The sequence below is a fragment of the Pseudomonas sp. E1MeOHC2 genome (assembly GCF_058745025.1).
Window position 1 is genome coordinate 3,130,469 of the sequence record NZ_CP196675.1, and the last position, 25,291, is coordinate 3,155,759.

Annotated in this window: 20 protein-coding genes; 8 read left to right on the plus strand and 12 right to left on the minus strand. The window is 61.6% G+C overall.

Annotated elements, in window-relative coordinates; translation table 11 throughout:
- Positions 1–18: 18 nt before the first annotated feature.
- Positions 19–3,663 carry a beta strand repeat-containing protein gene (locus ACSSU5_RS14065; RefSeq protein ID WP_492559123.1) on the plus strand — a complete coding sequence of 1,215 codons (3,645 nt, stop codon included), beginning with the start codon at positions 19–21 and terminating at the stop codon, positions 3,661–3,663.
- 165 nt (positions 3,664–3,828) lie between these two features.
- Positions 3,829–4,050, plus strand: coding sequence for a hypothetical protein (locus ACSSU5_RS14070; RefSeq protein ID WP_492559124.1), 222 nt, complete (start codon positions 3,829–3,831; stop codon positions 4,048–4,050).
- 55 nt (positions 4,051–4,105) lie between these two features.
- On the opposite strand, the gene copD is transcribed toward ACSSU5_RS14070, so the two are convergent.
- Positions 4,106–5,113 carry a copper homeostasis membrane protein CopD gene (gene copD, locus ACSSU5_RS14075; protein ID WP_492559125.1) on the minus strand — a complete coding sequence of 336 codons (1,008 nt, stop codon included), beginning with the start codon at positions 5,111–5,113 and terminating at the stop codon, positions 4,106–4,108.
- A 190-nt stretch (positions 5,114–5,303) separates the two neighbouring features.
- Between copD and ACSSU5_RS14080 the strand changes: the two genes are divergently transcribed.
- Complete coding sequence (locus ACSSU5_RS14080; RefSeq protein ID WP_492559126.1) at positions 5,304–5,528, plus strand: hypothetical protein; 225 nt, start codon at positions 5,304–5,306, stop codon at positions 5,526–5,528.
- A gap of 194 nt (positions 5,529–5,722) precedes the next feature.
- On the opposite strand, the gene ACSSU5_RS14085 is transcribed toward ACSSU5_RS14080, so the two are convergent.
- Positions 5,723–6,199 carry a hypothetical protein gene (locus ACSSU5_RS14085; RefSeq protein WP_492559127.1) on the minus strand — a complete coding sequence of 159 codons (477 nt, stop codon included), beginning with the start codon at positions 6,197–6,199 and terminating at the stop codon, positions 5,723–5,725.
- Between the two features lie 74 nt (positions 6,200–6,273).
- Positions 6,274–6,576: a lysozyme inhibitor LprI family protein gene (locus tag ACSSU5_RS14090; protein WP_492559128.1), complete on the minus strand. Its 303-nt coding sequence runs from the start codon at positions 6,574–6,576 to the stop codon at positions 6,274–6,276.
- A 743-nt stretch (positions 6,577–7,319) separates the two neighbouring features.
- On the opposite strand from ACSSU5_RS14090, the gene ACSSU5_RS14095 reads away from it, so the two are divergent.
- Positions 7,320–7,547 carry a hypothetical protein gene (locus ACSSU5_RS14095; RefSeq protein ID WP_492559129.1) on the plus strand — a complete coding sequence of 76 codons (228 nt, stop codon included), beginning with the start codon at positions 7,320–7,322 and terminating at the stop codon, positions 7,545–7,547.
- A 142-nt stretch (positions 7,548–7,689) separates the two neighbouring features.
- A complete protein-coding gene (locus ACSSU5_RS14100) occupies positions 7,690–8,619 on the plus strand; it encodes a malate dehydrogenase (RefSeq protein ID WP_264310373.1) in 930 nt (309 codons plus the stop codon).
- A 149-nt stretch (positions 8,620–8,768) separates the two neighbouring features.
- Here ACSSU5_RS14100 and ACSSU5_RS14105 read toward each other — a convergent pair whose 3' ends face one another.
- The 7 genes from ACSSU5_RS14105 to ACSSU5_RS14135 all read right to left on the minus strand — a co-directional run bounded on the left by ACSSU5_RS14105 (position 8,769) and on the right by ACSSU5_RS14135 (position 19,909).
- Positions 8,769–11,201 carry a TonB-dependent siderophore receptor gene (locus ACSSU5_RS14105; RefSeq protein WP_492559130.1) on the minus strand — a complete coding sequence of 811 codons (2,433 nt, stop codon included), beginning with the start codon at positions 11,199–11,201 and terminating at the stop codon, positions 8,769–8,771.
- Between the two features lie 79 nt (positions 11,202–11,280).
- Positions 11,281–12,249 (minus strand): FecR family protein, encoded by a 969-nt coding sequence (locus ACSSU5_RS14110; protein ID WP_492559131.1) that lies wholly within the window; start codon positions 12,247–12,249, stop codon positions 11,281–11,283.
- On the minus strand, positions 12,242–12,781 hold the full coding sequence (locus ACSSU5_RS14115) for a sigma-70 family RNA polymerase sigma factor (protein ID WP_264310370.1): 540 nt from the start codon (positions 12,779–12,781) through the stop codon (positions 12,242–12,244). The genes ACSSU5_RS14110 and ACSSU5_RS14115 overlap by 8 nt, the downstream gene beginning before the upstream one ends.
- A gap of 101 nt (positions 12,782–12,882) precedes the next feature.
- A complete protein-coding gene (locus tag ACSSU5_RS14120) occupies positions 12,883–13,839 on the minus strand; it encodes an arsenic resistance protein (RefSeq protein WP_492559132.1) in 957 nt (318 codons plus the stop codon).
- Between the two features lie 71 nt (positions 13,840–13,910).
- Entirely contained in the window at positions 13,911–14,348 is a 438-nt protein-coding gene (locus tag ACSSU5_RS14125) for a hypothetical protein (RefSeq protein WP_492559133.1), read from the minus strand.
- A gap of 296 nt (positions 14,349–14,644) precedes the next feature.
- On the minus strand, positions 14,645–15,898 hold the full coding sequence (glyA, locus tag ACSSU5_RS14130) for a serine hydroxymethyltransferase (RefSeq protein WP_264310367.1): 1,254 nt from the start codon (positions 15,896–15,898) through the stop codon (positions 14,645–14,647).
- 180 nt (positions 15,899–16,078) lie between these two features.
- Entirely contained in the window at positions 16,079–19,909 is a 3,831-nt protein-coding gene (locus tag ACSSU5_RS14135; protein ID WP_492559134.1) for a sensor domain-containing protein, read from the minus strand.
- Between the two features lie 269 nt (positions 19,910–20,178).
- On the opposite strand from ACSSU5_RS14135, the gene ACSSU5_RS14140 reads away from it, so the two are divergent.
- The 3 genes from ACSSU5_RS14140 (at position 20,179) to gdhA (ending at position 24,169) form a co-directional block, all read left to right on the plus strand.
- A complete protein-coding gene (locus ACSSU5_RS14140) occupies positions 20,179–20,583 on the plus strand; it encodes a hypothetical protein (RefSeq protein ID WP_492559135.1) in 405 nt (134 codons plus the stop codon).
- A 262-nt stretch (positions 20,584–20,845) separates the two neighbouring features.
- Positions 20,846–22,513 carry an energy-dependent translational throttle protein EttA gene (gene ettA, locus ACSSU5_RS14145; protein WP_264313981.1) on the plus strand — a complete coding sequence of 556 codons (1,668 nt, stop codon included), beginning with the start codon at positions 20,846–20,848 and terminating at the stop codon, positions 22,511–22,513.
- A gap of 315 nt (positions 22,514–22,828) precedes the next feature.
- Entirely contained in the window at positions 22,829–24,169 is a 1,341-nt protein-coding gene (gene gdhA / locus ACSSU5_RS14150) for an NADP-specific glutamate dehydrogenase (RefSeq protein WP_264310364.1), read from the plus strand.
- A 168-nt stretch (positions 24,170–24,337) separates the two neighbouring features.
- Here gdhA and ACSSU5_RS14155 read toward each other — a convergent pair whose 3' ends face one another.
- Together ACSSU5_RS14155 and ACSSU5_RS14160 are read right to left on the minus strand one after the other, a co-directional pair.
- On the minus strand, positions 24,338–24,835 hold the full coding sequence (locus ACSSU5_RS14155; RefSeq protein WP_264310363.1) for a GreA/GreB family elongation factor: 498 nt from the start codon (positions 24,833–24,835) through the stop codon (positions 24,338–24,340).
- A gap of 66 nt (positions 24,836–24,901) precedes the next feature.
- A complete protein-coding gene (locus ACSSU5_RS14160; protein WP_264310362.1) occupies positions 24,902–25,258 on the minus strand; it encodes a hypothetical protein in 357 nt (118 codons plus the stop codon).
- Positions 25,259–25,291: the final 33 nt, after the last annotated feature.

Below are 25,291 nucleotides of genomic sequence, written 5' to 3' on the forward strand. Positions count from 1 at the left end.
TTGCAGAAGGACTGTGTCATGCCAAATTTTGGTGAAACTCTGATTAACACCACGACTGCAGGCAATCAGGAGGATCCGAATATCTATGGGTTGATCGACGGTGGTTTTGTCATCGTCTGGCAGGGCAATGGTCTTGGCGAGACCACTGGAATATTTACCCAGCGCTATAACGCCAGCGGTGCCAAGGTGGGGGGCGAGACGCTGGTCAATACCACGCTTGCGGGCGAGCAGTTTCAGCCTTCGGTGGTCGGGCTGCTTAACGGCGGCTACGTTGTGACCTGGTCCGGTCTCAATACCGGGGGGCAGCAATGCATTTTTACTCAGCAGTACAACGCCAACGGCACCAGGCTCGGCGGCGAAACTGTTGTCAATACAACCCTGGCGGGCTTGCGCGATTCCCCTGAAATTACTGCCCTGGCCGACGGTGGTTATGTGGTGGCATGGGGGGCCGAGGAAGCCAGTGGCAACTTCGGGTCTTTTCTGCAGCGCTTCAATGCCAGCGGGGTCAAGGTCGGTGGGGAAGTTCACGTCAACACCACTACCCTGGGGGCGCAGGATTTTCCGCAGATTTTTGGTGTTCCCGACGGTGGTTACCTGGCGGTGTGGGAAGGGAATGGCCCGGGTGATGACTATGGCATCATCACCCAGCGCTTTAACTCGGCGGGCGCCAAGGTGGGTTCGGAAACCCTGGTCAATACACCGTCAGTGGATACCCAGACCGAGCATATGGTCGCGGTGCAGGCCAACGGCAATTACCTGGTCGTCTGGGAGTCTTACCCTGAAACCATCAACGGCCCGGGCCAGATAGACGTATTTGCCCAGCTCTATAACTCCGCCGGCACCAAGGTGGGTGTGCAGACCCGGGTCAATACGACTATCGCCGGTGATCAGTCGGAGCCTCATGTTTCGGCCATGTTCGATGGTGGCTACCTGGTCACCTGGGTGGGTAACGGTCCGGGTGATGCTTCCGGTGTCTTCACCCAGCGTCTGAATGCCAGCGGCGCTCCGGTCGGTGCGGAAACCCGTGTCAATACGACGGTAGTGGGCGACCAGGTCATCACGCGGGTGACCACTCTGGCCGATGGTGGTTATGTGGTTGTCTGGGAGTCCACCGGCCAGGACGGGGCAGGTGAAGGTACTTACTTCCAGCGGTTCGATGCAAACGGCAATAAACTCACCGGCCTGGCGGGCGATGCCGCGGCCAACGTGCTGACCTGGGCGGGTGTCGGAAGCGTCGTCATCGATGCCGGCGCGGGTGACGACACCCTCACGGGCGGCAGCGCAAACGACCATCTCAACGGCGATGCCGGCAACGACACCCTCAATGGTGGTGCTGGCAGAGACAGGATGACTGGCGGTGACGGCTCGGACACCTACTTCGTCGATAACCTGTTCGATGTCGTCAGCGAAACCAATGCCGTTGCTGCTACCGGTGGTATCGATACGGTCAACAGCACCCTGGCGAACCACGTCCTTGGCGCCAACGTGGAAAACCTGCGGCTGCTGGCAACCACGGCCGCCAACGGTACCGGCAATACCTTGAACAACACCATCTTTGCCGGGGCCGGCAACAATATCCTCAATGGCGGCGACGGTATCGATACGGCGTCCTATGCCTTTGCCGCCAGTGCAGTGGTGGCCAGTCTGGCTGTCACCACCGCCCAGGCCACGGGTGGTTCAGGCAGCGATACGCTGCTGGGTTTCGAAAGCCTGACCGGCAGTAACTTCAACGACACCCTGACCGGCAATGCCGCCGCCAATACCCTCAGCGGGGGCGCGGGCAACGATGTCCTCAATGGCGGTGCCGGCAATGACACCCTCGATGGTGGTGCCGGCAATGACACCATGGAGGGGGGCGACGGTTCGGACATCTACATCGTCAATAGCGTCAGCGATGTGGTCAGTGAAACCAATGCGGTCGACGCCACCGGCGGTACGGATGCTGTCTACAGCTCCCTGGGTGGTTACATCCTTGGCGCCAATGTGGAGAACCTGCGCCTGTTGGCAACCACGGCCGCCAACGGTACCGGCAATGCCTTGAACAACACCATCTTTGCCGGGGCCGGCAACAATATCCTCAATGGCGGCGACGGTATCGATACGGCGTCCTATGCCTTTGCCGCCAGTGCAGTGGTGGCCAGTCTGGCTGTCACCACCGCCCAGGCCACGGGTGGTTCAGGCAGCGATACGCTGCTGGGTTTCGAAAGCCTGACCGGCAGTAACTTCAACGACACCCTGACCGGCAATGCCGCCGCCAATACCCTCAGCGGGGGCGCGGGCAACGATGTCCTCAATGGCGGTGCCGGCAATGACACCCTCGATGGTGGTGCCGGCAATGACACCATGGAGGGGGGCGACGGTTCGGACATCTACATCGTCAATAGCGTCAGCGATGTGGTCAGTGAAACCAATGCGGTCGTCGCCACCGGCGGTACGGATGCTGTCTACAGCTCCCTGGGTGGTTACATCCTTGGCGCCAACGTGGAAAACCTGCGCCTGTTGGCAACCACGGCCGCCAACGGTACCGGCAATGCCTTGAACAACACGCTGTTTGCCGGCGCCGGCAACAACATCCTCAACGGCGGCGACGGCATCGACACCGCGTCCTATGCCTTTGCCGCGAGCGCAGTGGTGGCCAGTCTGGCTGTCACCACCGCCCAGGCCACGGGTGGTTCAGGCAGCGATACGCTGCTGGGTTTCGAAAGCCTGACCGGCAGTAACTTCAACGACACCCTGACCGGCAATGCCGCCGCCAATACCCTCAGCGGGGGCGCGGGCAACGATGTCCTCAATGGCGGTGCCGGCAATGACACCCTCGATGGTGGTGCCGGCAATGACACCATGGAGGGGGGCGACGGTTCGGACATCTACATCGTCAATAGCGTCAGCGATGTGGTCAGTGAAACCAATGCGGTTGCCGCCACCGGCGGCACGGATGCTGTCTACAGCTCCCTGGCCGGTTATACGCTGGGCGCTAACGTGGAGAACCTGCGGCTGCTGGCAACCACGGCAGCCAACGGCACCGGCAATACCTTGAACAACACGCTGTTTGCCGGGACCGGCAACAATATCCTCAATGGCGGCGACGGCATCGACACCGCGTCCTATGCCTTTGCCACGAGTGCGGTGGTGGCCAGTCTGGCTGTGACCACCGCTCAGGCCACGGGTGGCTCAGGCAGCGATACGCTGCTGTCCTTCGAGAACCTGACCGGCAGCAACTTCAACGACACCCTGACCGGCAATGCGGCCGCCAACACCCTCACGGGGGGCGCGGGCAATGATGTCCTCAACGGCGGTGCCGGTAATGACCTGCTGATAGGCGGGGTGGGTGTTGACCAGCTCAATGGCGGTGTCGGAGCCGATCGTTTCGACTTCGATGCCTTGAGTGAAATGGGCCTGGGCACATTGCGCGATGTGATCGGGGATTTCAAAACCGCCGAGGGCGACAAAATCGACCTGTCGACCCTGGACGCGAACGTGGCCACCGCCATCAATGAAGCTTTCAGTTTTATCGGGGCGAGCGCCTTCAGCGCTAACGCGACCGGGCAGGTGCGCTTCGCTGGCGGCATCCTGTTCGGCAGCACCGATGCCGACACGGCGGCGGAATTCGAGATTTCCCTGGTCGGTGTTACCACACTCGTCAACGCCGACATTATTGCCTGATTGTCGTCGCCGCAGCTCTGTGGAAGGGGCGGATATCACCGGGCGCACAGCGTTCCTGAACCAACGCTGTCGCTCCGCAAAACTTCATGATGTCCGGCACGGGCGAGGCATAGGATGGCAACTGAATGTCACGTCCTCCTCACCTCAATCCACAGGAATAAAAAGATGATCGCAAACCTGATCAAGGTCTCGTTGATCGCGGGTGCCGTGCTGTTGAGCGCCTGTTCGAGTGTGAGTTCTCCTCGCGATTATTCGGTCGACTCCGTGCAGCCGTCCGGCTTTGGCCCAGGGCCTGCCAACAGCAACGCCAACAGGATGAATTTTCATGGCAGCGCGCTAGGCAATAGCTTTGGCGAGTACAGCTCCGGTTTGTTGCACGGCGACTGATACGCGGTCGGCAATGAAGAAGGGCGCTCCTGTGGGAGCGCCCTCTGAAGACGACTCATTCCACTTCCGGGCTCAACGTCCCCAACCACGCCACCAACCCCACAATCAATAACGCGACGACCATTTCCACCACCACACTGCGCCGAAGAGCACGGGCCGCCACGTGATGTTGGCTTTCTCGCAACGACCGCTCCAGCAATGGCCCAAGATGAAAACGGTTCAACGCCGCCAGTACCAGCATCCCGGCAAACAGCAGCACTTTGAGCGCCAGCAGTATTCCGTAGTGGCTGAGCAGAGCGCCATCCAGCCGCGGCCCGACGATGAACAGGTAGTTCACTACCCCGGTCACAGTGATGATCACAACGATCAGCGCACCGACCCCTTCGAATCGTTTAACGGCGCGAGCCAGCAAGCGAATATGCACTTCGGATTGCAGCACGCGGTTTTGCGCCATCAATCCAAACGCCAGCAACGCGCCAAGCCAGGCGCCCGCCACCAGCAGGTGCAGGATGTCTGCCGTGAAGTGCCAGTAACGGCGATTGCCTTCATCCATGGCGCCATGCCCGCTCCAGGCCTGACTGGCGAGGGCAATGCCGCCGGCCGTGGCGGCGATCACCAGGCTGATGCCAGGGGCACGTGAATTTGGTATCACCGCCAAGCCTGCGACCGCCAGCGCTATCATCCGCACGGCCCAGGCCATCCCGACGTCCGTCTCGAGCAACATCATCTCGAGGTGAGGGCGCAGTTCGGTAACGTCCGGTTCGCCACTCATGGCGCGAACCATCAGGACCATGCCGGCGATGGACAGCAGCGCACCGAGGCCGGCAGTTCCCGTCAGCAATCGGCGAAAGGGCAGTACCTTCCCGGATAGCTGACCAGTTGTTCGGGTTAAGGACTCAAGCAGGGCAGGTGCCCGGCTCGAATACCTGATTTCCCCGCCCTTCATGCAACGGGTGGGGTTTATGGATCGCTTACATTTGAAGTGGGTGGGAGGAGCCTCCGCAATTCCCGATTCGATTCCACTGAAAGCCATAACTAGCTGATTTTTTTTATAGATACCCAATGAGGTACGCCAAAAAATCCACCAAATTCCAGTCCCGCGAAAACCGGGACCTCACGGCCAACAACCGTCCGTCTGTCTCCGCACCAGTAGAGCGTTTGGGAGCAGTCTCGGGGCCTTGGCCATAAGAATTCGGATTGAGGCAGTAGGAAGTGGACGATTCACTTGTCCCATTCAAGAAAAGGAAAACACCATGGCCAAACCACACAACTGGAATGACTGGGCTGGTGGACTGACGCTGGTCCTTCAGACAATTGTCTATGTTCCACTGCTTTACGTCATCCTCATGCCTTGGCTTTGCCTTGTGCTTGTGAAACTTGAGAAAAGGCCATTCATTCCTGGTTTTTTCCACGCGATGGCTTCGACGGGCTGGCTAGTTGCCTCTGGGGTTGTTGGCTTGGCAGTTATTTTGTTGTGATTCGTAGCTTGGTCCGCTAAATGTCTGCACTTAATGTACCGAGAACCGGCAAACGATTGCCCGAGGCTGCTTATAAGCTCATCACGTCCTCGCTCCGTTTCGCCGACGGTGTCCTACTCAGACGTGGGTGACGCCTCGGCTGTCTTAGGCAGGCTAATCGACATGCAGACCATATCGATTAGGCTAGAGATAAACTAAAGTGCGTCAGCCTCTGCATCCATGGTCACACAGTTCAAATGGCCATTGAATGCCCGGATATCATACTGAGCTGCGTATAAAGGTTGAGTATTGTTGAGCCTATTTTGACACATCGCCGAGGCGTGATCCCCATAGAATGTCGCGATGTCTTGTGCTTCGCATTCTGCGCTACCTTGTTTCTTGAAACGACCACTTCGTTCATCGAAAGGGCATGTTTCTATAAACATAACGGTCTGGGGCGCGTCGGAGATGTAAAGCTGGCGCCCCGCATTTTTGGGGTCATCGTTGTCCAGGCAACGGAATAACGCGTCTCGCTCTTTATCTTGCGGTGAGCGCGCTAACATTAACGTATTGGCGAGTGCAGCGCACATGCTGCTTGCATAGTTCTTGTTGTAAAACTCGGCAACTTTATACTCGTTGTAGTCACAGCCTGAGCCAGCTGAGCAGGCAATCGATAAAATGAGGGTAAGCACGGTGGTCCTTCCAATAATTACTCTGGTGTGGCGGTTTGCTTCGCATCAGTCGAATGGCCGATGAGGGGGGAGAGCTATTCGCCACCGTTCCTTGATAGCCAGACGAGGTCGTCGGCTCGTTTCTTCGTCATACTGAGTGTGCAGTCGGCGCCGTTGAGCAGGTCCATTGTTCCGCCCGACAGGGTGTAATATAAATTGCAATCGGCATCCCTGAATTTTATCCAAAGACGCTGAGCCGTTAGCACCTTCTGCTTATTCTCCGGTGAGAAAGCGGTCATTACATTTTTATAGGCGTTATTCAGGCGTGCGTCTTCTTTTTCTAGCTCTTCGTTATAGCACTCTACCATTGCACTTGTAACGCCCTCGGCCTTGTTCATGCAGGCGCCGAACTGAGGCGAATACTCATTGCTTGCGAGTGCTAGCGGGGATAAGGAGAGTAGTGCGGTGGTGATGGCTCGCATAGTTCGAATCACTTATAAATTCCTTTTATGGCTGTCGAAAGTTAGTTGGCGGATCGAGGTGATTGTTAGTGGGAGCTTTAAGTGGCTTCAAATTCTATCTATGTTGCCGCTTAGCTGCCATCTCTGATCGCAAAAATACGCCGACCACATGTTCTGTTGCTTAGGGAATCCCATGCCTCTGGAGTCAAATTCACAGTTCAAGTAGTAAAATGAGTGATTCTTTCGTGGCCGCTGGGTGCGGCGGCAATTTGGCGGCAATTGCTGGGTGCCCTACGCCGCTGGGCGAACATTCACACAGCCCCGAACCTTGCAATAGCCCCCTCACAGGGATAAATTGCCCCAGTCGCCGAAGCATCGGCGACGCGACCTTGGCCGGTCGGAATCGAAAGGCGCATCAGCGCCCAGTCTTCATCGCAGGCGCTTTTTTTGTGCCCGCGATGTCGCGTTATGGCGGTGGTGCGCGGGACACCTTCGGGTGTGCCGGGCTCCTTTCGTCCCGGTCGGCCAACCCGCGTACTGCTGCCACCCCAACTTGCTTGGCCGCGAGCGGTGGCAGTTCCATAACGAAAGGAACTCATGCATGACCACCAGAAGGCCATTACAGATCCTCGCATCCGCTCTCCGCCGTCACCCCACCTCCAAACCCCTGGAGGCCCCCCATGACTGACCACGAACGCCTCTCCACCCTCCAAAGCTACGCCTGGACCCTGGAACTGCTCGGCGAAGCCCTGGTCCAGCACGACGAAATGCTGGAATGCGAGCACAACCCGCGCCTGAGCTTCCGCAACACAGCCGGCATCCATCAAGCGATCCAGATCATCAGCCGCCTGGCCAGCGAACAGTGCGGAAAGGTGATGTCTCAGCGCGATCAGAGCTCGGCCGACTAACCGGCGTACTTCCTCAAAGCTAACCGTCCCCCCATAAAACGACCACTGGCCACCTCAGGGTGGCCTTTGGGCATTAGCAGGCAATACTTCTCTCTATAACGCAGGCGTGTTCCTGGTGGCACGCGCCGCTGGGAGGTGTCAGGTGAACAAACTATCAATCGTGGGTGCCGGCATGGTGGGCGAGGCGGCGGCGCAGATCATCGCCCGGGATGAGTTCTGCCGTGAGTTGATGCTGATCGATGTGCAAGGCGAGCTGGCGCAGGGCAAGGCGCTGGATGTGTGGCAGGCAGCAGTCGAGTCTGGCTCCGATACCCGGGTTTACGGCGGGTCCAAGGCCGAAATGCTGGAGGGGTCTGAGCTGGTGGTGATCACGGCAGGTGTGCCGCGCAAGCCGGGGCAGTCACGGCAGGATGTGCTGAGTATCAACCTGCCGATTATCGATGGCGTCATGCGGGATATCGAACGCCATGCGCCAACGGCGACGGTGCTGGTGGTGTCGAACCCCGTCGATGTGCTGACCTATCGGGCATGGTCGCTCAGCGGGCAGGGCCGTAACAAGGTGTTCGGGCAGGCGGGGGTGCTGGATACCGCGCGCATGAAGTGTTTCATCGCGGAGGAGACGGGGTTTTCTGCTCGGGATATCACAGCGCTGGTGCTGGGCGGGCATGGCGATAGCATGGTGCCGTTGATGCGCTACTGCCAGGTAGGGTCGGTGCCGTTGTCTCACTTTCTGTCCAGCGAACAGATTGAGCGGATTGTGGAACGTACACGCAAGGGTGGCGGCGAGATTCTGGGCTTGAAGAAGCTGGGCAGTGCCTGTGATGCGCCGGGGGTGGCTATTGCGCAGATGGTGGATGCGATCGCCAATGGGCGAAACCGGATTTTGCCGGCGGTCGTGGTGCTGGAGGGTGAGTATGGGCGAACCGATATCGCCATGGGGGTGCCGTGTGTGCTGGCGGAGGAGGGGATTGTGCGGGTGATCGAGTTGCCGCTGGATGTGCAGGAGCAGGCGATGTTCGACCACTCTGCGGATCAGGTGGTGCGGGATATTGCTGAGATGAATACGTTGTAAGCGGGGAGGGCGTTCTATCGCCGACGCTGCGGTCGGCGATAGGGGAAAGGGCCTCGCGGTGTATGGCACCGGCTTTGCCGGTGTTCGCGGGGCAAGCCCGCTCCCACATCGGCCCTGGTAAATCAGTAGATGGCGAAAGGCACCGCCGACTAGAAGCTGTACCGCGCCGTCAGTTTCACGTTCCGTGGATCACCATAAATGTCATACGGGCTCCAGCCGCCATTGGCCACGCTGCTGTAGTAGGTGCGGTCGAACAGGTTGTTGACGTTGACCTGCAGGTCCAGCTGCTCGCTGGCCTTGTAGCCTGCCACCAGGCCGACCACGGTGTACGAGCCTTGCTGGTTTTCCCATGCAGTAGCACCGGCGCCGCCCGAGGTGCGGATGCGGCTTTGCTGGTAGATGTCACCACCAACGCGCCAGCGTTGCAGCTCGCCGGGCAGGGTGTAGAGGGTGGACAGTTTGAACAGCTGACGCGGTTTGGCGCGGTCAAAATCTTCACCTTCGCGGGCTTTGTTGGCGTCGCTGACGTATTTGGTCTGGGTGTAGGTGTAGCCGGCAGCCAGCTGCCAGTTGTCGGTCAGGGCGCCCTGGATCTCCAGGTCGATGCCTTTGCTGCGCACCAGGCCGGCTGCTTCGTAACAGGCACTGGCGGCGCCTGAGCCGCAACCTTTGACGTCAGGCAGTTCCTGGGCGCGGTTTTTCTGGTCGATCTGGAAGACCGCCAAGCTGGCGTTCAGTGCGCCACCAAAGTATTCACCCTTGATGCCCACTTCGTAGTTCTCACCCATCACAGGGTCGAGCACTTTGCTGTCTATGCCTTTGCTGGTCTGTGGCTTGAAAATATCGGTGTAGCTGACATAGACCGAGTGATTGGCGTTCAGGTCGTAGATCAGGCCGGCATAGCGGGTCAGATTACGGGTGATCTTGTAGTTGTTTTCGCTGTTCTCGCTGTCGTCGAAGTCGTACCAGTCAAGGCGGCCACCAAGAATCAGCGACAGCGGGTCGGTCAAGCGCAGGCGGCTGCTGGCATAGACGCTGTCCTGGGTGGTGGTCTCGGGGAGGCCGTTGGGGCCCGTGACGTAATCCGGCTTGGCATGCCCACGGGGGTTCCATTCGAAGGGGTTGCTGCCGGTGTCGATGAAATCGCTCCAGGCCTTGCCGGAACGGTAATCCAGCTGGCGCTTGCTGACGCCCACGGTCAGGTCATGGGTTTGGCCGAGCAGCTGGAAGGGGCCGCTGAGGGCCAGGTCGTAGCCTTTTTCCTTTTGTTCCATGGCCTCGGTCCACAGATAGTGGCGATCGTATTCCCAGGCCGAAGAGGCCAGCACGTCGGTGTCAGTCTTGGTCTGCATGGCCGCCAGGCGCAGAGACCAGTCATTGGCGAAGGCATGTTCGAGGGTGGCGAAATAGCCGGTGGTGCGATTGTCCGAATATTCCCAGTCATGGCCGAGGAAGGTGTCCCGTGGCAGCCCCAGGTGACCACCGCCACGGGCCATGGGCAACCCGCCCCAGATGTAGTTGGTGTGGTTTTTCTGCCGGTAGGCACCGAGGGTGAGGGTGGTGCTTTCAGTCAGGTCGGCGTCGACCACGCCGTAGAACAGATCGTGGTCACTCTCCACCGAGTCGCGGAAGCTTTTGGCGTCCTGCTTGGAGACCACGGTGCGGGCGCGCAGGGTGCCGTTTTCATTGAGCGGGCCGCCGACATCCAGCGTGCCGGTGTAATCGTCCCAACTGCCGGCACTGCCGGTGAGCGTGCCCTGGAACTCACGGGTGGGGCGTTTGCGCACCAGGTTGATGGCACCACCGGGGTTACCGGCGCCTTGGGCCAGGCCCGTGGCGCCGCGCACGATCTCTACCCGGTCGTACATGGCCAGGTTGGCTTCGCCACTGGGCAGGTAGGTCAGGAAGCTGGTGGGGAAGCCGTCGTACATGATGTTGTCGACGTCGAAACCACGAGCGCTGAAAGACGGCCGCCCAGCGCCACCGGAGTTACTGAGGAAAATCCCCGGCGCACTTTTGACCACATCGCTGATGGTGGTCATGGCCTTGTCGTCCATCCGCTTGCGCGTGACCACGCTGACCGATTGCGGCGTTTCGCGCAGGCTCAAGGGCAGCTTGGTGGCCGTCTGCATAGTGCCGGTGGTGTAGGAACCGCTGTTCTCGGTGGTGGCCGCCAGGCCTTGCCCGGTGATGCTGGTAGCGCCTAGCTCCAGGCCCGTGCCCGCCGCTACCTGCGGTGTCAGCAGGTAGAGGCCATTGCCCTGCGGTGAGGCTTGCAGACCGGTGCCTTGCAGCAATTGCTGCAGGCCGTCTTGCACGCTGGTGGCGGCGTTCAGGCCGGGGCTGCGCAAACCTTCCACCAGGCCCGGTTCGATGGGCAGGGTGATATTGGCCTGGCTGGCGAATTCGGAGAGGGCGCTGCTCAGGTTGCCGGCGGGCACCTGATAGGCACGGCGCTGCTGCGTGCTGTGCTCTGCGGCTTGCGACACGGCTGCAGTCAGGCCGCCACCTGTGATGATCAGGCCCAATGCAGCAGCGTGTACTGCCCGCGCCAATGGTTGCATGCCCTGCGTCGTCGCCATGTATCTGTCCCCGCCCTGTGAAAGTGATGTGCTTACGGAAGGGACACGCAACGTGCGCAAAACACGACAATGATTCTTGTTACGTATTCGCGCGCGCCGTGAGGGTGACCCAGTAGGGCGTCCGGTAGTGGACGTTCACCGGCAGCGTCTGGCTCAGGGCGCGCAGAACCTGATCGGTGTCGCGCAACTGGAAAGTGCCGGAAATCAGCAGCCCTGCCACGGCGCGGTCACACCGCAACAGGCCGGGTCGATAGCGGCCCAGCTCGCGGATGAAATCATCGAGGCGGGTCTTTTCTACCCGCAGCACATTGTTGAGCCAGTCGAGACGATCCTGCGCCAGTGCCATGGGGGCCTGCGCAGCCTGGAGGCTGACATGGGTTTGTTGGCCGGCCGCCAGGTGCACCAGGCCGTCATTACCCCGTAAAAGGCGCGGGCGCACTTCGACAGCGCCTTCCAGCGCGGCGAGGAACGTGCTGCCTGGGTACTGACGCACCAGCAAGCGGCTGCCGAGCGGGGTGATATGGGCTTCGGCGGTATCGACGATAAAGGGGCGCCTGGCGGGCTCGTGGGGCACCTCGACCAGCATCTCGCCGGCGATCAGGCGCACGCGGCGAACGCTGTCGTCGTAGGTGATATCGACCGCACTGCCGGTGTTCAGGCGAATCTGCCCGCCATCTGGCAGGGGCACGCTGCGCTGCTCGCCCGTGGCCGTGCGCGCGTCCGCCTGCCACTCGCGCCACGGCAGCCCCCGGTAGGCTGCGAGGCCAAGCGGGGCGGCGGCAATCAGCAACGCAAGGGTTTTGAGCGCCTGCCGGCGTTCCAGGTTGCGCGGGCGCTCCAGCGCCGCCCGTGCGGGTTCACCGGCAAGCTGCTGGGCGCGGCTGCTAAAGCGCTCGGCCAGTTGCCAGGCGCGTTCGTGGTCAGCATGCCGCGCCCGCCACTCGGCGCCGGCGGCATGCTCGGCGGCGCCGGCGCTACTGTGCTGCAAGCGCACGAACCAACTGGCCGCTTCACGGGCAATGCGCCGGTCGATGGGGGTGTTACTCATGCTGCGCACACTGGCTGGCGAGCACGATGCATTCCTCAAACGCCCGCGCAAGGTGGCGTTGCACGGTGCGCACACTGAGGTTGAGCCGGCTGGCGATCTCTTCCTGGGTGTAACCCTCCAATTGTGCCATCAAGAACGCCTGCCGGGTTTTAGCCGGCAACAGGGCAAGCACCTGGTCAATTTCGTCGAGGGCTTCGAGCACCAGCGCCTGTTGCTCCAGCGAAGGTGCCAGCGCTTCCGGCGTTTGCGCCAGCGCGTCCAGGTAGGCTTGCTCCAGCGAGCGGCGGCGATAGAAGTTGAGGGCCAGGCGATTGGCGATGGTGGCCAGATAGGCGCGCGGCGTCGTGCAGTTCAGTGGCTCGCCAGTGGCACTGCAAAGCAGCCGCATGAACGTATCCTGGGCCAGGTCCGCTGCATCGGCAGCACTGCCCAAGCGCCTGCGCAGCCAGCTCTGCAGCCAGCTGTGGTGGTGGCTGTAGAGCTGATCGATGGCGTGATGCCGAGGGTGGTTTGCCGATGAAGTGGACTGCACGGGATAGAATAGATGTTAATGAGAATTCATCGCATTCTATCAGCATAAGCTCGGGCGGGTACAAGCAAAAGTTCAGGCCTCACTGAGCGTTCATGAGCGGCTCAGCCTCGCACGAATGCGGGCACGACCCGCACGTAAATCAACTCCCCCAGCAACTCCACCAGGGTCTGGGTAATCACCGCCGCCGCCGCCAACCCGCGCAGCTCTTCCGGCAATGCCAATGCCAGTGGCAACACCACCAGCGAGTTGCGGGTCGCAGCACTGAACGTCACCGACCTCACCTCGGCTACCGGTAAGCGCAGCAGCCGCGCGGTGGCAAAACCGATCACCGGCGCGAGCAGCATGAAGCCGATGTACACCGGGATCACCGGCAGCAAACGCTCGAAATCGCGTAGCACCACGGCAATCTGTGAACCGATCACCACCACCAGCACCAGTGCCATCGCTGGCACCGGCATCCACGCCCAGGCGTCGTTCCACTTCGATACCACGCGTGAGCGACGGGCGCTGGCGCTGGTCAGCACGGCGAGGATCATCGGCAACACGATCAACAGGGCAAACGCTTGCACGAAGGGGGTGATGGAAATCGCCACTTCGTTGCCATCGCCCAGCATCAACGCCAGGTACACCGGTAGCAGCACCAGTTGCATCAATAGCAGCACTGGCGTGGCGGCGAGGGTCTGGCGTGAGTCGCCTTTGCCGATGTGGGTGAACACCACCACGTAGTCGATGCAGGGTGTCAGCAGCACCAGCAGGGCACCGATCAGGATTGCCGGGTGCGCGACCAAGCCGCGGGTGATTGCCCACACCAGCAGTGGGATAAGGACGAAGTTGGCCAGTAGCAGTGCACTGATGAACCGGCGGTTGCCCAGGCCTTGGCGCAGGTCGAGGAAGGGGATCTGCAGGAACATCGCGTACATCAGCACGGCAATGGCTGGGGTGATCAGGGCTTGCAGGTGGTGTGCGGCGTCGTGGGCCAGCAGGCCGAAGGCAGCGGCTGCGAGCACGGCAGCGAAGTAGACCGGAATCTGGTGGGTTTCGAGTTGCTCTCTGGTCAAGGCAGGGTCCTGTGCGCGCTCGGTTGTGTTGGAGCGGCACAGGGTAATACGTGAGGGCAGTACAGGCGACATCAGGTGTTGAGCCAATCCACCCCGCGTTGTTTGATCAACAGGCTCAAGGTGCACGGTTGGGCAGCGGCGTAGCACGCCAGAAAGCCACCCACTGGATAGAGATTGTGAATCTCCAGCGCATGGCCGTTGCTGCTGTTCATCTGGATTTCTCGGCGGTTGTCTTCGAGTTGCGTCAGGTCGAAAGGGTTGCCTGTTTGCGCATCGGTCAGCGTCCACACCGTGGGGTCTTGCGACGTGATGGGCTGAATGGCCAGCTGGCCATCACTGGTCGTGAACACGCCTTGACCGAAGTGCGGGCCGCTGCGCACATACAGCCGATAACCTGCATCGCTGTGGCGAAAATACAGCAGCAGGGCACAGGGATCGGCGCCTTTGTCGAACGTGATCAGCCCCAGCTCCTGGCCGTGCTGCCAGTCTTCGTCCGTGCCGTTGAGCATGCCGAGTGCTTTGGCTCCGTCAACGCCGGGGCCCGTTAAGTGGTTGGGTGTCGCAACAATCACGGGCCCTGTGCTCAGGCAGTCCAGGCTGTTTACGGGTGATTCGGCAATTTGCAGGGCAGCAATAAAAGAATGCGCTTTGTGATCCGCCATTGACGGCCTCCGGTTTGGTGTAGGGGAGGCTGCAGGCTAGGGTGTCTTGCGCAGCGGGCCCATTTGGAACAGGTTCCGCAAAGCAGGCAAAAACGAAAAAGCCCGGCACAAGGCCGGGCTTTTTCACATCAGGCTGGCGCCTATCAGTTGCCGTAAACCGGCAGCTTCTTGCAGATAGCCTTGACCTTCTCACGCACGGCATCGATCACCGCTTCGTTGTTCAGGTCAGCCAGGATGTCGCAGATCCAGCCGGCCAGCTCTTTGCACTCGGCTTCCTTGAAGCCACGAGTGGTCACAGCCGGGGTGCCGAAACGCAGGCCCGAGGTGACGAACGGGGAACGTGGGTCGTTCGGGACCGAGTTCTTGTTGACGGTGATGAAGGCTTTGCCCAGAGCGGCGTCAGCGTCCTTACCGGAGATTTCCTGCTTGATCAGCGACAGCAGGAACAGGTGGTTTTCGGTACCGCCGGAAACGACGTCGAAACCACGCTCGATGAACACGCTGGCCATGGCCTGGGCGTTTTTCACCACTTGCTGCTGGTAAGCTTTGAACTCAGGCTGCAGGGCTTCTTTGAAGCAGATCGCCTTGGCCGCGATGACGTGCTCCAGCGGGCCGCCCTGGGCGCCTGGGAACACGGCGGAGTTCAGCTTCTTCTCGATGTCGGCGTTGGCACGGGCCAGGATCAGGCCGCCACGTGGACCGCGCAGGGTCTTGTGGGTGGTGGTGGTGACCACGTCGGCGAACGGCACAGGGTTCGGGTACACGCCTGCGGCAACCAGGCCAGCAACGTGGGCCATGTCGACGAACAGGTAGGCACCGACCTTGTCGGCGATGGCGCGGAAGCGTGGGAAGTCCAGCACCTGCGAGTAGGCCGAGAAGCCGGCAACGATCATTTTTGGCTTGTGCTCTACAGCCAGGCGCTCGACTTCGTCGTAGTCGATCAGGCCGTTGGCGTCGATGCCGTATTGGATGGCGTTGTACAGCTTGCCCGAGGAGCTTACGGAAGCACCGTGGGTCAGGTGGCCACCGTGGGCCAGGCTCATGCCCAGAATGGTGTCACCGGCCGACAGCAGGGCCAGGTAAACGGCGGAGTTGGCTTGCGAACCGGCGTGTGGCTGAACGTTGGCGTAGTCGGCGCCGAACAGCTCTTTGGCGCGGTCGATGGCCAGTTGCTCGACCACGTCGACGTACTCGCAACCACCGTAGTAGCGCTTGCCTGGGTAGCCTTCGGCGTACTTGTTGGTCAGTACCGAACCCTGGGCTTCCATTACCGCCGGGCTGGTGTAGTTTTCCGAAGCGATCAGCTCGATATGCTCTTCCTGGCGCAAAGCTTCTTGCTGCATGGCTTCGAAGAGCTCGGCGTCGTACTTGGCAATGGTCAAATCACGGCTGAACATGGCGGTCCTCAAGGATCGGGCTGAATTGGGTGGGCATTCTAACCGATTGCTTCGCGCCTGGCATATGAAGTGACGTCAAGTCGCGGACCAAAGGCCTTCATGTTGCATCCCGCGCCCTGCCTGGGCTGGAGTTGACTTCAAGGTCCGTTTTTTGCGGCGCCAAAAGACCGCACTGGCCCGCTACTGGAACATGAACAGCGTCTCGTTGGCGAACTGCGCCTCGAACTGATGCGCCGGCATCGGCCGCCCGAACAGGTAGCCCTGCACCTCGTCGCAACCATGCTCACGCAAGAACTCCAGCTGCTCGTGGGTTTCCACGCCTTCGGCGATCACCGCCAGGTTCAGGCTGTGGGCCATGGCAATGATCGCCCGGGCAATCTGCGCGTCCTGCTCGCCCTCGGGCAAACCATCGACGAAGGTGCGGTCGATTTTCAGCACGTCGATGGGGAACTGCTTGAGGTAGTTGAGCGACGAGTAACCCGTGCCAAAGTCGTCGACCGCGATGCTCAGGCCGAGGTTTTTCAGGCTGGCCAGAATCTGCAAGGCCTCGTTGACCTCGCGCATCAGGATGCTTTCGGTCAGCTCCAGCTCCAGGCACGCCGGTGGCAGCCCGCTTTCCTCCAGAATGTTGGCGATGCGCGTGCCCAGCTGGCCGTCGGAGAACTGCCGCGCCGAGATGTTCACCGACACCTTCGGCACCCGCACCTTGGCCTTGTGCCAGGCCTTGAGCTGGCGGCTGGCTTCGCGCAGCACCCAGTCGCCGACATCCACCACCAGGCCCAGCTCTTCGATCACCGGGATGAAATCGCCCGGCGGCACCAGGCCGCGGGTTGGGTGGCGCCAGCGCAACAGGGCTTCGGCACCGGTCAGGCGCTTGCCATCGCCGCTGAACTGCGGCTGGTAGTAAAGGATGAACTCGTTCTGCTCCATGGCATGGCGCAGGTCGCTTTCAAGCTCCAGGCGCTCCAGGGCGCTGGCGTTCATTTCGGCCTGGTAGAACTGGAAGTTGTTCTTGCCGCGCTCTTTGGCGTGGTACATCGCGGTGTCGGCGTTTTTCATCAGCTGGCTCAACTCGCTGCCATCCTGCGGGCTGAGGGCGATGCCGATACTGGCGGTGACGAAGAATTCGCGGTTTTCCAGCACGAAGGGCCGTACCAGGCTGGCGAGGATGTTCTCGGCCACGTGGATGGCGCGGTTGAGCGCCATCTCGCGGGTTGAGCGCGGCTGCAGCAGCAAGGTGAATTCATCGCCGCCCATGCGCGCCACGGTGTCGTCGTCATCCACGCAGGCCAGCAGGCGCAGGGCCATGTCCTTGAGCATGCGATCGCCCGCAGCATGGCCGAGGGAGTCGTTGATCGGTTTGAACCGGTCCAGGTCGAGGAACATCAACACCACCCAGGCCTTTTGCCGTTCGGCCTGTTGCAGGGCCGTGTGCAGGCGGTCCTGGAACAGCGTGCGGTTAGGCAGGTGGGTGAGGGCATCGTAGTAGGCCAGGCGGTGGATGCGCTGCTCGCTGGCCTTGCGCTCGCTGATGTCGGTGAAGAAGCACACGTAGCTGGCCAGGTCGCCCTCGTCGTCCAGCACCGCAGTGATTCCGACCCAAGCCGGGTAGTGGTCGCCGTCGCGGCGCTTGAGCCACACTTCGCCTTCCCAGCTGCCGCGTTGGTGCAGTTGCTTGACCACGTAGCGCAGGTGGCCTTCCTGCTGTTGCTCGACGGTGAGCATGCCGGGCAACTGGTCGAGCACGTCGCTGACCGCATAGCCGCTGACCCGGCTGAACGCCTCGTTGGCCTGGACGATGTAGCCGGCCGGGTCGGTGATGAGGATGGCCGAGGTCGAGTGCTCGAATACCGTGGCGGCCATGCGCAGGTCTTTTTCGGCGCGGCGTTGCTGGCTGATGTCGCGGCCAACCCCGAGCACGCCTTCGAAGCGCTCCTGGTCGTCCCACACCAACACCAGGCGCAGTTCGATCGGGATCTTGCGGCCATCGGCGCGCAAGCAGTCGAACAGGAACAATTGGGTGGGCAACTGGCTACGCAACTGGGCCAGTTGTTCGCAGTCGCCCATGGCATTGCTGACGCGTTCCATCAGGCTGTAGATGCCGGTCAGCTGGGCCGGGTTGGCGATGATCGATTGCCAGCCGTTGTTGAAGATCCACTCGGCCTGGTAACCCAGTACCGTTTTGACCGAGGGGCTGACGTAGTTGAGCTGCAGTTGGCTGTCGGTGGAGAAAATCACGTCGCTGATGCTTTCGGCCAGCATGCGGTAGCGCTGTTCGCTGTCGCGCAGCGACTGGCTGGCCTCGATTTGCACGGTGACGTCTTTGCCCACGCCGATGATGCGGGTCACCTGGCCATCGTTGTCGCGGGTCAGCACCTGTTCGCGGATGTCGTAGCAACGCCAGCCACCGTCGTGGTGACGGAAGCGCAGTTGGCAATGCAGCGGCTGGGCGTGGCCGGTTTCACGCTGATGCTGGCGCAGTGCCTCGAAGTGCGTGGCGTCTTCAGGGTGCAGCAGCAATTCCCAGAACCGGTCGCCCATCTGCGCCAGCTCTGTGCGGTTGTAGCCCAGGGTCTGGCCGAGGTGGCGGTTGCTGAAGATCATGCGCTGGGTGGGCACGTCCTGCACGTAGAGCTGGTCGGGCACGGTACGCACCACGTCCGACCAGAAGCTCTCGCGTTCGAGCAACGACAACTCCACCTGCTTGCGGCTGGTGATGTCGCTGATGCTGAGGATCACCGCCTGGTAGTCACGGCGCTGCAGCGGCAGGCGGGCCATCAGCCACAGGTGCAATTCACCGCCCAGTGGTGCCGGCAGGCGGACTTCCAGCTCCAGCAGCGAGCGTTGTTCGATCAGTGCATCAATCAGCTGCATGCCGATGCTGTCGCGGCCATCGCCGCTGCCATCGATCAGTCGCCGCCAGGCACCTTCGTGGCACTCGACGTTGAGCAACTGGCGCGCCACCTGGTTGATCTCGGTGATCTTCAGTTCTTGCAGCAGCGCGCGGCGCAGGTTCGGGTCCAGGGCCAGGCTGTGCTTGAGTGCTGCGCGATTGCGCAGGTGGTAGCGGTCGAGCTGGCCGGGCAGGCTGGAGAGGTCGAGCACGCACAGGGCGACGCCGGTGCCCTCGAAGATTTCCTGATAGCGCCGGCGGTCTTCTTGCAGCGCGCGTTGGCGGCGGCGCATGTTGATCAGCGCCAGCACCGGCAGCAGGGCGCAGAACAACACCAGCAGGCACTTGCCGATCAGTGCCGGCAGCAACTTCTGTTGGGCCCGCTCGGCGTCGAACAGGCCGCGCAGTTGCCAGGTGCTGTTGTCGATAAAGGCCAGCATCACGCTCTGCAGCGGCGCCGGGCTGGCCTGGGCGGTGGCATGGCGGTCCAGCACCGCGCCGCTGCGGCTGTTTTCCAGCAGCCACAACGGGTGGCCTGGGCTGTCCAGGTGCACGGTGAGGGTGCGGTAGTAGGCTGGCGACAGGCGCAACAGCCAATAGCCGCGGTCTTGCTCGGCGGATTGGCGCAGCAACAGGTAAATGGTGCTGTTGTCCGCCGCATTGGCGAAGAAGTAAGGGCGCCCTTGGTTCAGCGTGAGCAGCTCGTCAATCAGTTGGCGGTCTGGGCTGTTGGTGAGGCTGTCGGCGCGGATCTGCCCGGAGGGGTCCAGCCAGGCCATGTCGCGCAGGGCGGGCAGGCGTTGGCGCAGGGTGTCGAGCAAGCTGGGCAGGGCCGCAGGCGTCGGTGCATTGACGTAGGGCTGCACCACATTCACGGCCTGCTGGGCCTTCAGCGCCATGTTCAGGCCGAGGTGGTCGGCCAGCTCGGCGGTGGCTTCCAGGCTCTGCTTGCGCAGGTCGGCCTGGGTATGGCGGAACTGGGCGAACAGCTGCCACAAAAGCAGCCCCAGCAGAATCAGGGCCAACAGGGCCAGCGCACCCTTGATCGACCCGCGCAGGGACGCGACGGGAGCCATTGGCGTGGGACGCAGCGACGACGGTTGAGAGAGATTGGTCAAGCGTTGGTCCTGCGATTGGGCTGGCGATGGCAGGGATTGATCATGCACCTGGGTGCCGGTGTCTGGTTGCCAGACCGCGGTGGCGCACTATAAGGCCGGACACCCGAAACGGGCTAGCATGCCTAGGATTGTGGCAAAGTGCCAGTCCAGTTGTGCGGTGGTGCTCGCCCTGCCGACGGTCGTGGTGGCGGCCCGTGGTTCTGCAAGCCCCTGCAACCTGTGCGAGAATGCCGCCCGCTTCAATGACAACGCTTCGGAGATGTTCGGTTTTGGTTACTCACTTTTCCTCCAATGGCCTCGATTCCGCCTGTGGGCGCAGCAGTCAGACCCTTGTCAGCACTGCCGTGACCACGGACGTATCCTGTAAGTCGTGCCAGCGTTCGCTGGTCAAACCCGAGGCGGCAGCCGCCTCGAAAAGCAAGGCCCCGTCGCTGGCCGAACTGCGCAAGACCGCCAAGGCGGCGGCAGCACCGGCAGAGGCGGCAGTGACAGCGGTCGCGGCCAAGCCGGCTGCCAAGGTTGTCAGTGCGCCTGCTGCGCAGCCGGCCAAGGCCGTTGAACAGCCTGCCCGCAAAGGCGGGATGAGCGTCAAGGCTGCCTGGGCCGCGCGCCTGGCCGAGCAGGGCGACCGTTGCCGGTTGCCGCGGGGCAAGGCTAAACAGCGTCACGTCTGAGCTTTTTAAGGTCAGTTCTGGCCTCTTCGCGGGCAAGCCCGCTCCCACAGGTACTGTGCGAACTTACGGACCAGTGGGAGCGGGCTTGCCCCGCGAATGGGCCGCACAGCGGCCCCTGTTGATCCCCCCACCCGACCCTCCTATGCAACGCCGTGCGTTGGCGTAGAATGGTCGACTTTGTTCAATGACACCCCGTAAACACATCCCCCTGGCCCACTGCCGGGCGTTCGTCGATGTCTTTACCTATTTAGAGGGCTTGGTTTTGGCTCAATACGTCTACACCATGCATCGGCTGAGCAAGGTCGTGCCGCCGAAGCGCGAAATTCTCAAGAACATTTCCCTGTCGTTCTTCCCAGGCGCCAAGATCGGCGTACTCGGCCTGAACGGCGCGGGTAAATCGACCCTGCTGCGCATCATGGCGGGCGTCGACAAGGAATTCGACGGCGAAGCCCGTCCGATGCCCGACATCAACGTCGGTTACCTGCCGCAGGAACCACAACTCGACCCAGCCAAGACCGTGCGTGAAGTGGTCGAGGAAGCGGTCAGTGTGATCAAGGACGCCCAGGCTCGCCTGGACGAGGTCTACGCCGCCTACGCAGAACCCGATGCCGACTTCGACAAGCTGGCCGCCGAGCAGGCCAAGCTTGAGTCGATCCTGCAGGCTGCCGATGGCCACAACCTCGAGCGCCAACTGGACGTCGCCGCCGACGCCCTGCGCCTGCCGGCCTGGGACGCGAAAATCGAACACCTGTCCGGTGGTGAAAAGCGCCGTGTGGCCCTGTGCCGCCTGCTGCTGTCGGCCCCCGACATGCTGCTGCTCGACGAACCGACCAACCACCTGGATGCCGACTCGGTGGCCTGGCTGGAGCGCTTCCTGCACGACTTCCCCGGCACCGTGGTAGCGATTACCCACGACCGTTACTTCCTCGACAACGTCGCCGGCTGGATCCTCGAACTGGACCGCGGCGCCGGTATCCCGTACGAAGGCAACTACTCGGGCTGGCTGGAGGCCAAGTCGGACCGTCTGGCGCAGGAATCCAAGCAGCAGAGCGCCCACGAAAAAGCCATGAAAGAGGAACTGGAGTGGGTGCGCAAAGGGGCCAAGGCCCGCCAGTCCAAATCCAAGGCCCGTCTGCAGCGCTTTGAAGAACTGCAATCGCAGGAATTCCAGAAGCGCAGCGAGACCAACGAGATCTACATCCCGGCCGGCCCGCGCCTGGGTGACAAGGTCATCGAGTTCAAGAACGTTTCCAAAGGCTATGGCGACCGCGTGCTGATCGACAACCTGTCGTTCGCCATGCCTAAAGGCGCCATCGTCGGCGTGATCGGTGGTAACGGCGCCGGTAAGTCGACCCTGTTCCGCATGCTGATGGGCAAAGAGCAGCCGGACTCGGGCAGCATCGAAATCGGCGAAACCGTGCAACTGGCCTGCGTCGACCAGAGCCGCGAAGACCTGGACGGTTCCAAGACCGTGTTCCAGCAGATCTCCGACGGTTCCGACCAGATCCGTATCGGTAACTACGAGATCCCGTCGCGCACCTATGTGGGTCGCTTCAACTTCAAGGGCGGCGATCAGCAGAAGTTCGTCAAGGACCTGTCCGGTGGTGAGCGTGGTCGTCTGCACCTGGCCCTGACCCTGAAGGAGGGCGGTAACGTCCTGCTGCTCGACGAACCGTCCAACGACCTTGACGTCGAAACCTTGCGTTCCCTGGAAGAAGCCCTGCTGGACTTCCCGGGCGCCGCCATTGTGATTTCCCACGACCGTTGGTTCCTGGACCGTGTGGCCACTCACATCCTGGCGTACGAAGACGACTCGAACGTGATGTTCTTCGAAGGCAACTACACCGAGTACGAAGCCGACCGCAAGAAGCGCCTCGGCGATGCTGCTGCCCAGCCGCACCGTGTACGGCACAAGAAGCTGGCCCAGTAAGCGGGTTTAGCGTTGCACAAGAATGGGGCCCTCAGGGGCCCCATTTTTGTGCCTGGCATAAAATCGGTGTTAGCCGCTTCGCGGGGCAAGCCCGCTCCCACAGAATCACCCGTATGCACAGGGCCCTGTGGGAGCGGGCTTGCCCCGCGAAGAGGCCATTCCTGCTAACAAATTTATTGATGGTTTGTATACACTTATATAAAACGCACCAAATAATTTCAAAAAAACGACATTCCGCCCTGTTCTCGTGCGATTGCTTCTTGGTACATTCGAAAAAAAACCAATAAGTCCAATCCTCTTGGTGAGATGTCTACCATGATCGAATCTGTCGATAATTTCCTCGCGCGCCTCAAACAACGCGATCCTGCCCAGCCCGAGTTCCACCAGGCAGTGGAAGAAGTCTTGCGCACCCTCTGGCCGTTCCTCGAAGCCAATCCCCACTACCTGCAGGCCGGTATCCTGGAGCGCATGGTCGAACCCGAGCGCGCCGTGCTGTTCCGCGTTTCGTGGGTCGATGACCAGGGCAAGGTCCAGGTCAACCGCGGCTATCGCATCCAGATGAGCAGCGCCATCGGCCCTTACAAGGGCGGCCTGCGCTTCCACCCGTCGGTGAACCTGGGTGTGCTCAAGTTCCTGGCCTTCGAGCAGGTGTTCAAAAACTCGCTGACCTCGCTGCCCATGGGCGGCGGTAAAGGCGGCTCGGACTTCGACCCCAAGGGCAAGAGCGACGCGGAAGTCATGCGCTTCTGCCAGGCATTCATGAGCGAGCTGTACCGCCACATTGGTGCCGACATCGACGTACCTGCCGGTGACATCGGCGTGGGTGCCCGCGAGATCGGCTTCATGTTCGGCCAGTACAAGCGCCTGGCCAACCAGTTCACCTCGGTGCTGACCGGCAAGGGCATGACCTACGGCGGTAGCCTGATCCGCCCGGAAGCCACCGGCTACGGCTGTGTGTACTTTGCTGAAGAAATGCTCAAGCGCCGTGACCTGCGTATCGATGGCCGCCGTGTGGCGGTTTCCGGCTCTGGCAACGTGGCCCAGTATGCCGCGCGCAAGGTCATGGACCTGGGCGGCAAGGTCATCTCGCTGTCCGATTCCGAAGGTACGCTGTACGCCGAAGCCGGCCTGACCGACGCCCAGTGGGACGCCGTGATGGAGCTGAAAAACGTCAAGCGTGGCCGCCTCAGCACGCTGGCGGGCGAGTTCGGCCTGGAGTTCCGCAAGGGCCAGACCCCGTGGAGCCTGCCGTGCGACATCGCCCTGCCATGCGCCACGCAAAACGAGCTGGACACCGAAGACGCCCGCACGCTGCTGCGCAACGGCTGCTTCTGCGTCGCCGAAGGCGCCAACATGCCGACCACTCTCGAAGCTGTGGATATCTTCCTGGACGCGGGCATCCTGTACGCCCCGGGCAAAGCATCCAACGCCGGTGGCGTGGCCGTGTCGGGCCTGGAGATGTCGCAGAACGCCATGCGCCTGCTGTGGACGGCCGGTGAAGTGGACAGCAAGCTGCACAACATCATGCAGTCGATCCACCATGCGTGTGTTCACTACGGTGAAGAGGCGGATGGCACGATCAACTACGTCAAGGGCGCGAACATCGCCGGCTTTGTGAAAGTGGCGGATGCCATGCTGGCGCAGGGCGTGGTCTGATTCAAGATTGTTGGGGCCGCTTTGCGGCCCATTCGCGGCGCAAGGCCGCTCCCACAACCTGTGGACTGCCCCCAAGGGTTGGATTGGTGTCCAACTTCTTGGGGGCAGTCCAACCTGTGTGGGAGCGGCCTTGTGCCGCGAATGGGCTGCAGAGCAGCCCCAAGGCCCTCAAACCTCACCCTCGATGGCGACCACCTCGATCATCTGATCCCCCACCGGCCGCCGCCAAACCACTTCATCCCCCGGCCCCGCGCCTAACAACGCCCGCCCCAGTGGCGAGCCCCAGTTGATCAACCCGCGGCCCGCATCGGCCTGATCTTCGCCCACCAGTTGCACCTCATGCGCCTGGCCCTGTTCATCCACAAACCTCACCCGGCTACCAATCTGCACCTTGTCTTGCGAGGTTGCGGCAGGCACCACCTGGGCGCTCTGCACCCGTGCGCTGAAGTAGCGCAGGTCGCGTTCGGCATCGGCCAGGCGCTGCTTGTCTGCATGCTCGCCCTGGGCCTGCAACTGGCTGCGCACTGTGTTGAGTTCGGCCACCCGTTGCTGCAATTGCGCCAGGCCCAGGGCGGTGACGTAGTTGGGTTGCTCGCTGACACGCCGCTCCACCGGCTGGTCGGCCTGGGCGGCGGCCTGGTCTTCGTTGACGAACGCTCGGCTCATGGTGGCCTCCTTGTGCAGGAGACCATGATGGCAGGCCGCCGGTTTCAAGGGATGTCAGTTTACGACCTACTTGTGGCGATAGGCCCGTGCGGCATCGCGGTCCTTCTCGTGCTCCCAGTCACGGTCGCGTTGGTCCCAGTAGCGGTCGCGGTATTCACGCTGGTCTTCGCTGTTCTGCAGGGCGTGGCACTGGCGAAAACCATCGTCCCAGCCGCTTTCGTACTGGCGGTTGTGCAGGTAACGCGGCACGTCCTTGCGAAAGTCCCCGACCATCAGCCCAGCCGCCTGGCGGCCACTGCTGCAGCCATCCTGGAAGCCATCGGCGTAGGCGGGGGGGTAACCGTGGTTGAGCATCTGTTCGTGGGTGGTTTCGCACCCTGACAGCAAAAAGGCAATGCACAGGCCTAACCAGTACCGCGACATGACCACTAGACCCTCCGGTTGATGCTGGAGAGT

Coding starts and splice junctions, on each gene's coding strand:
- gdhA (WP_264310364.1), top strand. CDS start 22,829: ATGATCGAATCTGTCGATAATTTCCTCGCGCGCCTCAAACAACGCGAT.
- ACSSU5_RS14090 (WP_492559128.1), bottom strand. CDS start 6,576: ATGAACAAGGCCGAGGGCGTTACAAGTGCAATGGTAGAGTGCTATAAC.
- ACSSU5_RS14070 (WP_492559124.1), top strand. CDS start 3,829: ATGATCGCAAACCTGATCAAGGTCTCGTTGATCGCGGGTGCCGTGCTG.
- ACSSU5_RS14065 (WP_492559123.1), top strand. CDS start 19: ATGCCAAATTTTGGTGAAACTCTGATTAACACCACGACTGCAGGCAAT.
- glyA (WP_264310367.1), bottom strand. CDS start 15,898: ATGTTCAGCCGTGATTTGACCATTGCCAAGTACGACGCCGAGCTCTTC.
- ACSSU5_RS14125 (WP_492559133.1), bottom strand. CDS start 14,348: ATGCTCAACGGCACGGACGAAGACTGGCAGCACGGCCAGGAGCTGGGG.
- ACSSU5_RS14155 (WP_264310363.1), bottom strand. CDS start 24,835: ATGAGCCGAGCGTTCGTCAACGAAGACCAGGCCGCCGCCCAGGCCGAC.
- ACSSU5_RS14110 (WP_492559131.1), bottom strand. CDS start 12,249: ATGAGTAACACCCCCATCGACCGGCGCATTGCCCGTGAAGCGGCCAGT.
- ACSSU5_RS14160 (WP_264310362.1), bottom strand. CDS start 25,258: ATGTCGCGGTACTGGTTAGGCCTGTGCATTGCCTTTTTGCTGTCAGGG.
- ACSSU5_RS14080 (WP_492559126.1), top strand. CDS start 5,304: ATGGCCAAACCACACAACTGGAATGACTGGGCTGGTGGACTGACGCTG.
- ACSSU5_RS14095 (WP_492559129.1), top strand. CDS start 7,320: ATGACTGACCACGAACGCCTCTCCACCCTCCAAAGCTACGCCTGGACC.
- ACSSU5_RS14105 (WP_492559130.1), bottom strand. CDS start 11,201: ATGGCGACGACGCAGGGCATGCAACCATTGGCGCGGGCAGTACACGCT.